Source organism: Enterococcus gilvus ATCC BAA-350, assembly GCF_000407545.1.
In the GTDB taxonomy this organism is placed as follows: domain Bacteria; phylum Bacillota; class Bacilli; order Lactobacillales; family Enterococcaceae; genus Enterococcus_A; species Enterococcus_A gilvus.
In genome coordinates this window covers 745,720-760,746 of record NZ_ASWH01000001.1, presented here as the reverse complement: position 1 = coordinate 760,746, position 15,027 = coordinate 745,720, and the positions used below count along the sequence as shown (strand labels likewise).

General features: G+C 40.6%; 15 protein-coding genes. 1 reads left to right on the top strand and 14 read right to left on the bottom strand.

Annotated features, from left to right (window positions below):
* The 13 genes from I592_RS03720 to I592_RS03660 all read right to left on the bottom strand — a co-directional run bounded on the left by I592_RS03720 (position 1) and on the right by I592_RS03660 (position 13,337).
* The gene (locus I592_RS03720) at positions 1–777 is read right to left on the bottom strand and encodes a helix-turn-helix domain-containing protein (protein ID WP_010781558.1); all 777 of its coding nucleotides are present in this window, start codon (positions 775–777) and stop codon (positions 1–3) included.
* A 112-nt stretch (positions 778–889) separates the two neighbouring features.
* Positions 890–1,744 carry a phosphate ABC transporter substrate-binding protein PstS gene (locus tag I592_RS03715; RefSeq protein WP_010781559.1) on the bottom strand — a complete coding sequence of 285 codons (855 nt, stop codon included), beginning with the start codon at positions 1,742–1,744 and terminating at the stop codon, positions 890–892.
* Between the two features lie 88 nt (positions 1,745–1,832).
* A complete protein-coding gene (gene cls, locus I592_RS03710; protein WP_010781560.1) occupies positions 1,833–3,281 on the bottom strand; it encodes a cardiolipin synthase in 1,449 nt (482 codons plus the stop codon).
* A gap of 63 nt (positions 3,282–3,344) precedes the next feature.
* On the bottom strand, positions 3,345–3,782 hold the full coding sequence (locus I592_RS03705; protein WP_010781561.1) for a GNAT family N-acetyltransferase: 438 nt from the start codon (positions 3,780–3,782) through the stop codon (positions 3,345–3,347).
* A gap of 47 nt (positions 3,783–3,829) precedes the next feature.
* The gene (locus I592_RS03700; RefSeq protein ID WP_010781562.1) at positions 3,830–4,150 is read right to left on the bottom strand and encodes a DMT family transporter; all 321 of its coding nucleotides are present in this window, start codon (positions 4,148–4,150) and stop codon (positions 3,830–3,832) included.
* 256 nt (positions 4,151–4,406) lie between these two features.
* Entirely contained in the window at positions 4,407–5,291 is an 885-nt protein-coding gene (gene ftsX, locus I592_RS03695) for a permease-like cell division protein FtsX (RefSeq protein ID WP_010781563.1), read from the bottom strand.
* Complete coding sequence (gene ftsE / locus I592_RS03690) at positions 5,284–5,973, bottom strand: cell division ATP-binding protein FtsE (RefSeq protein WP_010781564.1); 690 nt, start codon at positions 5,971–5,973, stop codon at positions 5,284–5,286. Before ftsE ends, ftsX begins: the two co-directional genes overlap by 8 nt.
* Before the next feature lie 92 nt (positions 5,974–6,065).
* A protein-coding gene (gene prfB / locus I592_RS03685) for a peptide chain release factor 2 (RefSeq protein WP_179943812.1) occupies positions 6,066–7,182 on the bottom strand; the annotation gives its coding sequence in 2 pieces (ribosomal slippage) (positions 6,066–7,109 and positions 7,111–7,182; 1,116 coding nt in all).
* A gap of 269 nt (positions 7,183–7,451) precedes the next feature.
* On the bottom strand, positions 7,452–9,983 hold the full coding sequence (gene secA / locus I592_RS03680) for a preprotein translocase subunit SecA (protein WP_010781566.1): 2,532 nt from the start codon (positions 9,981–9,983) through the stop codon (positions 7,452–7,454).
* A gap of 305 nt (positions 9,984–10,288) precedes the next feature.
* A complete protein-coding gene (gene hpf / locus I592_RS03675; RefSeq protein WP_010781567.1) occupies positions 10,289–10,834 on the bottom strand; it encodes a ribosome hibernation-promoting factor, HPF/YfiA family in 546 nt (181 codons plus the stop codon).
* A 140-nt stretch (positions 10,835–10,974) separates the two neighbouring features.
* Positions 10,975–11,613, bottom strand: coding sequence for a ComF family protein (locus I592_RS03670; protein ID WP_244265151.1), 639 nt, complete (start codon positions 11,611–11,613; stop codon positions 10,975–10,977).
* Positions 11,614–11,629: 16 nt separating this feature from the next.
* The gene (locus tag I592_RS03665) at positions 11,630–12,928 is read right to left on the bottom strand and encodes a DEAD/DEAH box helicase (protein WP_010781569.1); all 1,299 of its coding nucleotides are present in this window, start codon (positions 12,926–12,928) and stop codon (positions 11,630–11,632) included.
* A gap of 127 nt (positions 12,929–13,055) precedes the next feature.
* A complete protein-coding gene (locus tag I592_RS03660; protein ID WP_010743298.1) occupies positions 13,056–13,337 on the bottom strand; it encodes a DUF7662 domain-containing protein in 282 nt (93 codons plus the stop codon).
* Positions 13,338–13,449: 112 nt separating this feature from the next.
* Here I592_RS03660 and I592_RS03655 point away from each other — a divergent pair, with 112 nt between their 5' ends.
* The gene (locus tag I592_RS03655) at positions 13,450–14,091 is read left to right on the top strand and encodes a YigZ family protein (RefSeq protein WP_010781570.1); all 642 of its coding nucleotides are present in this window, start codon (positions 13,450–13,452) and stop codon (positions 14,089–14,091) included.
* 9 nt (positions 14,092–14,100) lie between these two features.
* On the opposite strand, the gene I592_RS03650 is transcribed toward I592_RS03655, so the two are convergent.
* Entirely contained in the window at positions 14,101–14,805 is a 705-nt protein-coding gene (locus I592_RS03650) for a GntR family transcriptional regulator (RefSeq protein WP_010781571.1), read from the bottom strand.
* Positions 14,806–15,027: the final 222 nt, after the last annotated feature.

Here is a 15,027-nt window from a genome sequence, read left to right as displayed (position 1 = left end):
TCACTTTTTATAACGAGAAACCAAGTCTAGCGGAGTAATTCCTAAATAGTGCTTAAAGTCTTTATTAAAGTGAGGCTGATCATAATAATTTGTCACAGCCATAATGTCAGAGGGGACGGCTTGTTCAGAAGTCAGTATCTGCAAACATTTTTGAAACCTTAAAATACTTAGTACCATCTTAGGCGTTAAACCAAAATTTTTCGAAAAAACGCGTTGGCACTGGCGAGGACTAAAGTAAAGCTGGTCATACAATTCCTTCGTATTTTTAGGCGGAGACTCAAACAATCTCGGAAAAAGCTTTGTAAAATCATTAGGCGTCATCTTCTCAAATTTTTCGACCAAATAGCCCTGAAAAATTTTCTGAGCCTGTTCGAACCCTGCTGAAAAAAAGCGCGACTGATCGAGATCAGTAAAAACATTTTGCAAGAACACACGGTCATTCATCGCTCTTTCCGCAGGCAGACCTGTAAGTTGATGGAAAGCGCCCGGCATCATGCGCGCACCAAAGAAATATGCGGGCGTTTCTATCTCATAGTCAAATTCTGTTTGCTGATTCCCAGTGAAAAATATTTCCTTTCTATCAAAATCGACGATCAAGTCAATACAGCCATCTGCGATAATGACATTTTTCACTTGACGGTGCTGTTTCGTTTTCGGATACATGGACCAAAAACATAAAATGAACGCGCTGCATTCGGGAATAACCGTTTCACTGTATACGACCGCTTGCGTGAACGCGTCATTTAAAAGAAAGGGAACTTGTATTGGATAATACACTTCTTCTCCTCCTACTCTTTTCGGAATAATCGCCTGCCTCATTTTTCCTGCATTTTCTGCAACAAAAATTACGTGAAAAAAACCGTCTCGAAAAAACGAAACGGTAGTTCTGCTATTTTATTTCATTGCCTTGCCAATCTCGTTCTACTTTCATATTAGAGATGGGAATGTAGCCGAGTTGTGGAACCACTTTTCCTTGAACATCCTCAGAAAGCATATAATCAAGAAAATCCTTCACTAATTCAGTGGGTTCTCCTTTAGTATACATATGCTCATAGGCCCAAATCTTCCAACGATTCGTCGTGACATTGTCGTCTGTCGGCTCGACCTCATCAATACTCAAGGTCTGTACATCCTTCGTGACATATGAAAATGCCGTATAGCTGATAGCGCCCGGAGTATCCGAGACAATTTGGCGAACCATGCCGCTTGAGTCCTGCTCCTGCGCACGAATAGCCGTTTTTCCATCTAAAACCCATTGTTCAAAGGTCGATCGTGTCCCGCTGCCGGTTGCCCGGTTCAAAATAACGATTTCTTGATCGTTGCCGCCGAGGTCCTTCCAGTTCTTAATTTCACCAAGAAAAATCTTCCGCAGGTTTTCTAATGAAATATTGGTTACACCGACGCCCTTGTTAACGATAGGGGTGATCCCTACTACAGCAACTTTATGATCCACTAATTTTTTCGCATCGATGCCATTTTTCTCTTCAGCAAATAAATCTGAATTTCCAATGTCAACAGCGCCCGATTGTACTTGGCTTAATCCTGTACCACTTCCGCCGCCTTGGACATTGATGAATCTTCCTGGATTTTTACTCTGGTATTCCTCAGCGACCGTCTCTACCAATGGCTGCAACGCTGAAGAGCCGACAGCCGTAATCGATTCACCGCGGTCGATCCATTTTGAACATCCAGATAACAGTAAAAGCATTCCTAAACCTAATAGGGGAAAGAACCATTTCTTCATGAAAAATCTCCTTAAAATCTCTTTGAGTTCACTTACTAAACAAGCTAGTTCATTTTATACTATCAAACCATGAAAGCGCAAATGATTTTTATAGAAGCGGTGAGATCAATCGTGCAATGCCCTCTTTAAACTTGATAACAGTACCGCGTTGATCATATTTTTCTTGCGTCAATATTTTTGAGTTCATCGAATCTTTATAAAACTCGTCCCGCAATTCCCTAGCAAATGCGTCATCATAAACAATCGTATTTACCTCAAAATCCAATTTGAAAGACCGTACATCAATATTAGCAGAGCCTACTGAAGCGATCCCTTCATCGATCACCATGGTTTTCGCGTGGATAAAGCCATTTTCATAAGTTTCAATAATTGCTCCATACTCTAACAATTCCGCCGCAAAAGAATAGGTCGCCCAATAAACTAAAATATGATCCGGCTTATTGGGGATTTGAAGGCGAACTTTTACTCCTGACAACAGCGCCAGCTTCAATGCTTCATGAATCGGGGCATCGGGAATATAATAAGGGGTTTGGATCAAAATTTCTTTTTTTGCCAAATTGATCATTTTCAAATACGTCAACTTAATTTGTTCATGCTCGCTGTCAGGCCCGCTGCTGACGATTTGCAAAGCAAATTTCCCGTCAGCTTCAATTTCTGGGAAATAGTCTGGCTGATACACAAGGTCGTGCCGTTGCTGAGAATTCCAATCCATTAAAAAGCGATTTTGCAATGTGTACACAGCATCCCCATGAATCCGTAAATGGTTGTCTCGCCAGTAGCCAAATCGTTCAACTAATCCGAGATACTCGTCTCCTACATTGAATCCTCCGGTATAGCCGATTTCTCCATCGATCACAACGATCTTTCGATGGTTCCGATAATTCATCCGCGGATTTAAATAAGGTAAAAATAATGGAAAGAAAAAAACGACTTCTCCACCCGCTTCAATTAACGGTGCAAGAAAACGACGTTTGACTTGTGTGGAGCCCCAAGCATCCAAAAGCAGACGTACCTTTACCCCGCGGGATACCGCAGCAACCAATGCTTCCCGCACTTCCAGTCCCAACTCATCCGCACGGTAAATGTAGTATTCCATATGGATATGGTATCTTGCTTGATGGATGTCCTCAAGCAACGCATCAAATTTTTCACGTCCATCTGTATAAAGTGTCACTTCGTTTTTTGTCGTATATAGAGAACTTTCAAACATGGTCAGCATATAAATCAATTGACGCGGGTCAACCTGATTGGTCGTTGGCTTAGGAAAAAGCCCCCGTTCAAGCGCTCGCTGTTGCTGTTGAACCTCCACATTCATCCCTATTTTTGTTTGCATCTTTAAATCAAAAATACGTTCTTTCGAGATACCTTTTCCAAAAAAAACATACAAAACAAACCCAAGAATCGGGATAAACGTCAAGACCAATAACCAGGCCCATGTATTCACCGTATCCTTCCGCTCTCTAAAAACGATAATAAAAGACAATACTGTATTGATAATCAGGAAAAACAATCCCAAGTGCTCTGTCACAAACGACATGCTTTCACACTCCTTCTAGTAAAGGATAGCCGAGAAAATGCTGAATGTAAACAATCTACTGTTTTAGTGATTCTCCGACTTCTGCCAAAGCATTTCTACGTGAGGGATACCATCTTCTAAATATTCCTCAGAAGTTTCTTTAAACCCGAATGAACCGTAAAAATCAGATAAATGCGCCTGTGCCGAAATACTGACCGGCTGATCCGGGTAGCGTTTTTCTATTTCCTTCATCGTCTTAGCAACCAGTTTTCTCCCCAATTGTTGTCTCCGAAATTTTTTCACAACCAACACACGACCGAAATGAATCCTCTCTCCTTCTGCTAGGATTCGTGCATACGCTTGTAGTTCACCCTCTTTTTCTATACAAACGTGTACAGCCGAACGGTCAGCCTCGTCAACTTCTTGATAAGGACACTGCTGCTCTACCACAAAAACAGCCGTGCGCGCCTCTAAAATGGTCAATAATTCCTGTGGTGTTAATTCATTCGTTGTTTTAATCATACGTACCTCCTGCATTTGTGCTAAAGATAGTTTACCCCACTTCCTTGCTAATGTCCGCTAGTAACTTTGATTCCAATGATTCCTACTACTAGAAGAACCACGAAAAAGCTCGTCAAAACAGAGAGATGATCTTTAAAAAAGAAAACACCAATTAGGATTGATCCCACAGCACCAATTCCTGTCCATACTGGGTAAGCCAGACTCATTGGCAGTATGTGCAGAGACTTTGCTAAAAAATAGAAACTTGCGATCATCCCAACCAATGTTAAAATCGAGTAATTCATCTTAGTAAATCCCTCACTCATTTTCATCATAGTTGCCCAAAATGTTTCAAATACCCCTGCAATAATCAACGATAGCCATGCCATAATACATACTCCTCCTTAAATGAATAGAAAATGAAACGATGCGTACCGAGTCTATTCCATTAAACTATAAAATAAAAATCAAAAAAAGGGAGTCCAATTTCTTCAATGACCTAACGAAATTGGCTCCCTTGCTCGGTAGCGATTTATTTAACTGTCTTCCATAGTAGAACCTTTTTCAAAAAAAGGCAAGAGACATTCTCTTTTAAAAATATTCTATAAAAAAAACTCCTCCGAAAACACGGAGAAGTTTCATTATTTAGATTTTTAAGAAACGACGCATAGAGATAACTGAACCTAATGAACCGATCAAGTACCCGCCAACAGCCATTACAATATCTAAAATCCATACGATTTGGCTTGGACGAAGCAACGCTAGATTTGATTGCAATAGATAAGGCGCAGCTATACCGTATACTTGAGAATAGCCATACGTTAGCACTAGAATCGGTACGATTGAACCAATCAATCCGATCCAACCACCTTCAAGAAAGAATGGCCAACGAATATAGCCATTTTTAGCTCCTACTAGTCGCATGATTTGAATTTCTGTTTTGCGTGAAATAATCGTGATTCGAATCGTATTAGAAATCAAGAAAATCGCTACAAAGATTAACAATGCGGCGGCGGCTAAGCCCCATGTTCGTACAACCTTGGACATTTGGATGATTCGATCCGCTGAGTTTCCGCCGTAATTTGCACGGAAGACATTATTTAGTTGACTCGCTTCACGGGTCACTGGACGAATATACTGTGCATCTGTTGCACTTACGATATAAACATCATAAAGAGGATTGCTGTCCCCTTCAAATAAATCCCACGCATCACCCATTTGTTTTTGTAATTTTCTCAATTGCTCTTGCTTGCTGGAGAAAGTTACTTTGTCCACGTGTTTGATCTCTTCTAAATCCGTTTTTAACGCTTTAAGATCTTTTTCTTTTGTGCCGATATCAGCAAAGACGGTTACTTCGACATTTCCTTCGACATCTTGCGCCAATTTTGTCGCATTCATGATGACTGCAAGGAATATTCCCGCCATCGTTAGTGTGATCGTTACTGCACTGACTGATGCTAATGTCATCCAGCCGTTACGTTTGACACTTTTGATACTTTCCAATAAGTGTCGGAAGAAATTTCTAATCATCAAACTCGTATTCTCCTTCCGCTTCATCCCGAACGATCAAGCCATTTTCAATCGCGATTAAGCGATGACGCATGGTGTCTACGATCGTTTTGTTATGAGTCGCCATAACGATCGTTGTTCCTTGGTTATTGATCCGTTCCAACAGCTTCATGATTTCCCAAGACGTATCCGGGTCCAAGTTTCCTGTTGGCTCATCTGCGATCAATACTTTAGGCGTATTTACGATGGCACGCGCAATAGACACTCGTTGCTGTTCCCCACCGGATAATTCACTCGGGAATACGCGAACTTTGTGTTTTAGACCAACTAAATCTAAAACTTCCATCACACGTTTTTTGATATCACGCGGCTTGCGCCCGATAACTTGCATCGCGTAAGCGACATTTTCATAGACTGTCTTACGAGGCAATAACTTGAAGTCCTGAAAAACCACGCCAACATCTCGACGTAAATAAGGAACTTCTTTATTTTTGATCTTTAACAAATCATGACGGGCAACATCCAATACTTTTCCAGAAGTTGCTTTCTCTTCACGATACATCAATTTTATAAAAGTAGATTTTCCACTACCAGAGGGGCCAACGACATAGACGAACTCACCTTGATCGATACGGACCGAAATCCCACGCACAGCAGTTGTCTTATTAGGATATTTTTTTGTTACATCCTGCATTTCAATCATGCTTTATCTCTCCAAATCCTCTTAAATTCTTTGTTATTATAGCATGCCAACATTGCAACTGGCTTTCATAACTTTACAATTTGATTTCATTTTTAAGCTTGAGTGTCTTGTGCCAAGCGCCATTTCAAGTAAGCATCGATAAAAGGATCTAGATCGCCGTCCATCACAGCCTGTACATTCCCAGTTTCATGTTCCGTACGGTGATCTTTTACCATTGAATAAGGATGAAAAACATATGAACGAATTTGCGATCCCCAACCAATCTCTTTTTGTTCTCCTCGCAACGCCGCAGCCTCTTGCTCCTTTTTCTCTATCTCTAACTGATAGAGCTTCGCCTTCAGCATCTGCATAGCCGTCTCGCGATTATGAAATTGTGAACGTTGTGCCTGACTGGCAACAACTGTTCCTGTTGGCAAATGCGTGATCCGAACCGCCGAAGAAGTTTTATTGATATGCTGTCCACCAGCACCGCTTGCTCGATAAACATCCACTTTTAAATCATCAGGATTGACTTCGACTTCAATGTTTTCGTCCAACTCAGGCATGACTTCCACCGAGCAAAAAGAAGTATGACGACGACTCGCTGAATCAAACGGCGATATCCGAACTAATCGGTGCACACCCTTTTCAGATTTCAAATAGCCGTAGGCGTTCGTTCCTTTGATCATCAGCGTAACACTTTTTATTCCAGCTTCATCACCTGATTGATAATCGATTGTCTCCACTGAAAAACCGTGTTGTTCTGCCCAACGAGTATACATGCGTAAAAGCATTGAACCCCAATCTTGAGATTCTGTCCCACCAGCGCCAGGATGAAGTTCTACAATGGCATTGTTTTTATCATAGGGATTGTCTAATAACAACGATAATTCAAAACCTGAAATTCTTTCCTGCAACTGATTTAATCGTTCTTCTAATTCCTTTTGCATTTCAGGATCAAATTCTTCCTGCTGCATTTCCCACATAAGATTCATTTCGTCCGTCTCATTTGCGATCACTTTAAACTGATCATAGGTATCCTTAGAAGCATTATTTCGATTAATCAGAGCCTGCGCTTTTTCGGAGTCATTCCAAAATTCTGGTGCAGACATTTGGTTTTCAGCTTCAGCGATATCCTCCTCTAACTGCTCTAGGTCAAAGAGACCCCCTGAAACTTGCGACTTGCTCTTGCATCGTATCTAATAAATTTCGTATTTCTGCGTTTTCCAACTTTTTTCCTTCTTTCTCTCGGATAAAAATTATCCGTATAACCAATACTTGCTCTTTCAAAAATAAAATCTTACGACTATATTGAACGTTTGAACACTACTTCGCAACCAGTTTAATACACAAACGGTTTCTACCACACATAATCTATTAAATTATTACACCTATAAGATACCATGAACTATCCAAAAATAGGAACGGAGTGAAACTCGCAAAAGACGAGACATAGTAGCTATGTCCCGTCCTAAAGGTTCATTTCTTATCGTAAATAATTATTGTCCTTTGCCATGACAGTTTTTATATTTTTTTCCGCTGCCGCAAGGACATGGATCATTGCGCCCTACTTTTTCAACATGAACAGGCTTTTGCTTCGTTTCAGTTAGGTTCTTAGGATCTCCATCTGCTTCCACTGGGTGTTCTTGTTGATTTTGTGCTACTTGCTCCCGTTGAACATTTTGACGGATCTCTGCTTTCATGAAGAGTCGTGTCACTTCAAACTCGATTGCGCCTACCATATCTTCAAACATCTTGTAGCCCTCTGTTTGATATTCTACCAACGGATTGTTTTGTCCATAGGCACGAAGCCCTACAGATTGACGCAATTGATCCATTGCATCAATGTGATCGGTCCATTTTGTATCTACAACACGCAAGATGACTACTTTTTCAAATTCTAATAATTGTTCAGGGCTCTGTAATTGGGCCACTTTAGAATCAAAAACCTCTTTTGCACGATTATAAAGATAATCCTTCATTTCTTCTGGCGTTTTATTTTCAAAGTCCGCTTTAGAAACAGTATCCTCGTGCACCAATGTCGTTCCGGCGAAATCAGCTAAGGCCTCAAAATTCCAGTTTTCCTTATCCAATTGCGTGTGGCTGTCCACGACACGTGAAATTGTCCGGCGTACCATGTTCAATAAATTTGGTGTCAAATCTTTTTCGCCCATGATCACATCTTGCCGTTGTTTGTAGATTACTTCCCGTTGCTCACGCATCACATCATCGTATTGCAAAACATTTTTACGTGTATCGTAGTTGTTTCCTTCTACTCGTTTTTGAGCAGATTCAACTTGACGTGTCAGCATTTTACTTTGAATAACTGCATCTTCGTCTTCTACTTTCATACGGTCCAAGAACGCTTTGATTCGTTCAGAGCCAAAACGTTTCATTAAATCATCTTCCAATGAAAGATAGAATTGTGAAACACCTGGATCTCCTTGACGACCAGAACGTCCACGTAACTGATTATCAATACGGCGAGATTCATGACGTTCTGTACCGATTACGGCAAGTCCGCCCAGTTCAATGACCCCTAAACCTAGCTTGATATCTGTTCCTCGACCAGCCATATTCGTTGCGATAGTAACGGAGCCCTTTTGACCCGCGTTCATAATAATTTCTGCTTCTTTAAAGTGATTTTTCGCATTCAAGACCTCATGCGGAACCTTTTCACGGTCCAACATATTTGAAAGCAATTCGGATGTTTCAACCGCTACCGTACCAACAAGAATGGGCTGTCCTTTACGATGACGTTCTTTGATGTCTTGAACGACAGCATGGAATTTGCTTTCCAATGTTGGGTATAACAAGTCTGCATGGTCTTCACGGATGATCGGACGATTAGTCGGAATTTGAATAACTTCGATGTTATAGATTTCACGAAACTCTTCTTCTTCTGTTTTTGCTGTCCCTGTCATACCGGCAAGTTTTTTATACATCCGGAAGTAGTTCTGGAAGGTGATAGTTGCCATCGTCTTCGTTTCGTCTTCGATCTCAACGCCTTCTTTGGCTTCGATCCCTTGGTGTAACCCGTCAGAGTAGCGACGACCATCCATAATACGTCCAGTAAATTGGTCAACGATCAGAACTTTGCCTTCTTGTACCACGTAGTCAATATCACGAATCATGATAAAGTTGGCCCGCAACGCTTGATCCAAATGATGGGTCAATGCAGTATTATCAAGATCATACAAATTTTCTAATCCAAAGTTTTCTTCAGCTTTTTCGATTCCTTGTTCCGTTAAACCAATCGTTTTTGACTGAATGTCAATCTTGAAGTCCTCTTCTTCTTTCAAACGCTTCACGAAATTATCCGTGCGTGTGTAAAGAGCTGTCGATTTTTCAGCCGCTCCTGAAATGATCAAAGGAGTCCGAGCTTCATCAATCAAGATTGAATCCACTTCATCGACGATCGCGTAGTTTAGCGGACGTTGAACCATTTGACTTTGATAAACTACCATGTTGTCTCGTAGATAATCAAAGCCTAGTTCATTGTTCGTACTGTATGTAATATCACAGTTATACGCTTCACGTTTTTCATCCGCTGTTTTTGAATTGATATTCAAACCAACGCTCAGTCCTAAGAAGTTATACAGCTCGCCCATTTCTGTAGAATCCCGTGTAGCCAAGTATTCATTGACTGTTACAACGTGGACACCCTCACCGGTTATAGCATTTAGATACACCGGCATCGTTGCTGTTAAGGTTTTCCCTTCACCTGTTTTCATTTCTGGGATATTGCCATCGTGTAATACGATCCCACCCATCAATTGTACGTGGTAAGGGTACAGACCTAAGACGCGTTTTGCTGCTTCGCGAACTACTGCAAACGCTTCTGGCAACATTTCGTCTAAGGTTTCTCCTGCTTGATAACGTCCTCTGAACTCTTCGGTCTTACCCCGTAATTGCGCATCAGACAATTCTTCCATGGCGCTAGAAAAGGTTTCGACCTTGTCCGCGATCCCGCTTAATCGTTTTAATTCTTTTTTATCATTTTCAATCATTCGTCTCAGAAAGTTTGCCATTCGTTTATCTTACTCCTTTATTTCTTTTCATTTTCTATTTTTCGATAGAAACCCGCTAGTATATTTTATCATTAGTCCTTGAGAAAAGAAACTTCTCATGACGAATAATACGTGACTTATACAATGATTAATCTTTTTGCTGGCATTTCCTTCCTGCCAACGAGTTAGAGCAACGAATTCCTCAAGAAAAAGCGGCTTCATTCTAAAACTTTAAATTCAATCAAAATAAAAAACCTTCCAGCACTAGCTGGAAGGCGTGAATTCTAGATATATGGCTTAACAAAGTATTTATTGAAGCCTATTTGTTAATCTGTTTCGATCAAACCATATTTACCATCTTTACGACGGTAAACGATGCTTGTACCATTCGTTTCAGCATCTTCAAAGATAAAGAAGTTATGCCCAAGCATGTTCATTTGTAAGACTGCTTCTTCGCTGCCCATTGGTTTCAATGATAAGCGTTTCGTACGAACAATCTCTAACTCAGAAGTTTCTTCTGCTTCATCGTTCAATTCAACAGCAACTTCACGTGTTGGTAAAGAAGTTTCACGAGCTTTGCGATTAATTTTTGTTTTAAATTTGCGGATCTGACGTTCTAATTTATCCACAACCAAATCAATACTTGCATACAAATCTGGTGAAGTTTCTTCGGCCCGAAGAACTAAGTAAGGTAATGGAATCGTTACTTCAACTTTTGCCGTTTTTTCTGTGTAGACTTTTAAATTGACATAAGCAGTTGCGTCCGGAACATCAGTGAAGTAGCGTTCTAACTTTCCTACTTTCTTTTCAACGTAATTGCGGATAGCTTCAGTAACTTCGATGTTTTCACCACGAACATTATATTTGAACATACGTATTGCCCCTTTCGTCTTGCCAACTGAAGATCGGAGGAAGGACCACTCTTCCCTCTTCTTCTTAATTCTATTATATCGAAATCTAATCCTTTTGCAAAGTAAATCGCTATCAATTTCACTCGAAAAAATAATGCATTTCAGCGTGAAAAAGTCAAGCTTTTCACCGTTTTAGCACCATTTTTATAAAGAATTTCTGCTCCGTGAAACAGTGTGCGCCCCGTCGTATAGACATCGTCCACTAATAAAACTCTTTGATTTCTAATCTTTCTATTTTCCACCTTCAAAGCAAAAGGCTGTTCCATTTTTAATCGTTTCGCACGTGATTTTTCTGACTGCGGAGAAAGATCTTTTCGTTCCAACAACTCTATATAAAAACAATCTGCCGATTCTAAACAACCGCATACTTGATTGAATCCTCTTTCTCTAAAACGTTCTTTTGAGAGCGGGAGCGGACAAATCAGATAGTCTGAATACTTTTTTAGCGCTTCTTTTAATTCTTTTGCGATCCCTCCTCGCACGCGGTAATCCCCTTTGAATTTATAGCTTTCGATCCATCGCTGAAATCCTTCATCGTAGCGAAAAATACCTTGATTATTCAATACAAATCCTAACTGTGCTTCCCATAACTGGCAATCTCCACATAGCTTCGGCGAATCTGGGCGACCACATCCCGGACATGCCGTTTTGCTATTTATTTTTGAGAAACGCTTTTCACAATGATAACACCGCTGACTGGTGTTGAAGAACAACTCACGTAAAGTTACGTTTTTTACCACTTCCTGTTGGCAGCAACTACAGCGCATCGATCAATCCCGCCTCTCTAGCTTGTCGATTGTTTTCGTTGATTTCTTTGATAGCCCCTTTGATAGCGGTAGTCATTTCGCTGGTCGCAAAGAAAACTTTTGCCTGATTGTACTCTCCTTTACGATCAGCGCGTCCGGCTATTTGGACCAACGCTGATTTTTTAAACACACGGTGAGACGCTTGTAAAACAACAACCGATACTTTTTCAAAAGTCACTCCCCGTTCTAAAATCGTTGTAGTGAGCAGCAATTGATACTTCCCTGTACGCATATTTTCAACTTTTATTAGACGCTCTTGATCTTGTGAAAAAACGGTGGCCAACTTCACTTCTGGAAAATACGTTTGAATATCTTCTGCCATTTTCGCCAATAGAGAGATATTCGGACAAAACAAAAGTACATTGTTTTCTGCAAGTAATTCAGTTATTTTATTCAAGAATTTCTTTGAAAGGTGCCCCGCAGACAGCTCTTTCTCTAAGCGCCAGCAATAAAGCACTTGTGGAACAGGTAACCCACGGCGATGAAATCTGGCAGGTAAATGGTACTGGTAGTCTACTGACTTTTTTAGCTTTTCATCAGGCGTCGCGCTTAAAAACACACGCTTACCATCTGCTTTTTTTGCTCTTTCCACAGTACGGTGCAGTAAAGGGTCTTCTGCATAGGGAAATGCATCCACTTCATCGATTATTACCAGATCAAAATATTCATGGTAGCGTAACAATTGGTGGACTGTGCATACCACAAAGATATCCCCGTTATCTTTTCTTTCCTGTCCATGAAAGAGACTGATCTTTTCTTGCGGAAACGCCCCACAAAAGCGTAAAAATATTTCGTTACAGACATCCACTCGAGGCGACGTAACAGCTACCCGTTTTCCTTGTTCTAAATAGGCTTTTAATAAAGGAAACAGTATCTCTGTCTTTCCTGCTCCCGTCACTGCCCAAAGTAAAAAGGTTTTCCCTGATCGTTGATCCGCAATCAACTGCTCTGCGATTTTTTCTTGTGGCGGCGAAAGATGTCCTGACCAAACAATCTCAATTTTCCTTGGTGTGATTCTTTCTGGGGGAAAATAATAGAGCGATTGCTCACTGGTCATCCTTCCTAAACTAATACAATGAGGACAATAGAAATAAGCTGCTGGCACTTTTTCACGAGAATGACTTCCGCAACGCTGACATATCCACTCTTCTCCAGATGCTATCATTGCGGGAGTCTTCACTGCCTTTGTTAGATCCGCTTGTGGATAAAATGTTTCCCATTCTTTTGCTAATAAACGCTGACCAATCATTTTATTCAAACCTTTCTTTTTTAACAAAGTACGTCATGAGCAGTGTATTGCTTTATCCTCTGTAAAAGGTTAAAAAAAAGCGCAACGATTTGATCGTTACGCTAGAATTCCACAATTTTTATGATTTTTAAATGAGCCAACTCGATTTTACTAATTTATTGAACACAACATATTCTTTATCAAGATTGACTTGTACTACTTCATAATTCGCGTTCAGCCAACCGTAGGCTCCTTTTTCAGGATGACGATAATCATTCGCCCACCAGTCCAGGTCTTGCCGAGCTGTTTGCGGCAAGCCGCTGCGAGGAAATAGCAATTCATCAAATTGAGTAAAGGTCAGCGTTACTTGAGAGCCATTATTACTTTTCAAATAATGAGTGATCCCATCATATTTTTTTACACGCGTCATGCTCATTCCTCACCTTCAAACAAAATCGTACAGACAACATGGCATTTAGTTGAAACCTACCCTATTTTTCTCATATACTGGAGATGAGAAAAGTAAAGTGAGGCAAAAAATTATGCTGCAAAATTACCGAACCATCAAAAACGATAACCAACACGAGATTGAAATTAAAAAATCTCGTTTTATTTGTTTTTTAAAACGCATCGAATCAGAAGAAGAAGCAAAAAATTTTATCCAGCAAATCAAAAAGGAACATTGGAAAGCCAATCATCATTGCAGCGCCTTTGTTTTAGGAGAGCGTAATGAGATTCAACGTTCTTCAGATGATGGCGAACCTAGCGGAACTGCAGGGGTTCCTATGTTGGAAGTATTAAAAAAGACGGAACTGATCAATGTTTGCGCTGTTGTCACCCGCTACTTTGGCGGCACCAAACTTGGCGCCGGCGGATTGATACGCGCGTATTCAAACGCCGTCTCTCAAGCGATCACTGCTACAGGAATAGTTGAAGGTCGCCTACAGCAAGAAGTATTCGTTCAACTGGAATACCCTCTTTGGGGAAAGATGGAGAACTTCATCACGCAAGGTCAGTTAGTAGTTAAAGATACTCAGTTTACTGACAAAGTTCTTGTAACTTGTATGGTAGACGAGGACCAGCTTGCTGTTTTTAAGACACACGTAATCGATTTACTGAATGGACAGGTTGAGTTTACACTCGGCGAAGTCGCTTATTCTGAACAATTAATCCAAGAGACTTAGTTTCTTGGATTATTTTTCTAAGTAAAATTCAAAGCGACTGCCAACATATTGCGTTCGTACATATTCAAAGGGGCGTTCATCCGCCAGATAAGATACTTGTCTTAACCGTAAGATTGCATCGCCGCGTTTGACAGATAAATAATCCGCGATTTGTTCCGAAGCTAAAATAGATGTCACTGTCTGATTCGCTCGACCGATTTCGAATCCTTTTTCTTGCAGACTATGGTAAAAGGACTCCGTGATTTCCTCTTTACTGAAACCTTCAATCAATTTAGCGGGAATACTTGCTACTTCAAAACAGATAGGAATCTCATCTGCGTAACGAATCCGCTCCATTCGTAAAACCTGCTCACCCTTTTCCAAGCCTAACTTTTCTGCTTCGCTAGAACTCGCTCGCGAATGAAAGTAAGAAATCGTTTTGCTAGAAGGGATTTTCCCCAGCGATTCCATAATGTCCGTGAAACTTGTTGTCCCACTCATTTTTTCTTGAACCTTTTTGCTGGCTACATAGGTCCCTGAGCCGATTTTTCTTTCCAATATTCCTTCATCTGACAAAGTCTGGATTGCTTGACGCAATGTCATTCGACTCACACTAAACCTAGTGGATAGTTCTCGTTCAGAAGGCAAGCGAGCGCCGACCTTCCATACACCGTTTTCAATTTCATGTTTTAACTGATCGTGTATTTGAATATACACTGGCACTTGATTCGCCACTTCCCGTCACCTCGTTCAATTTTCTATTCTCATTATAACTGGTATATACCTAATGCACAACAATAATCCTTCTGACCTTTGCCTCACTGACCTTGTTTTTCAAAGGACTTAAAAGAATCTAGTGTCTGACTTTCTGATAAACGACGCTATCTATCCTTTCGTTGTTAAACCCTTCCTATTAAACCGCAAGGATAAACAACAAAAAAGAGCAGACCATTGTTG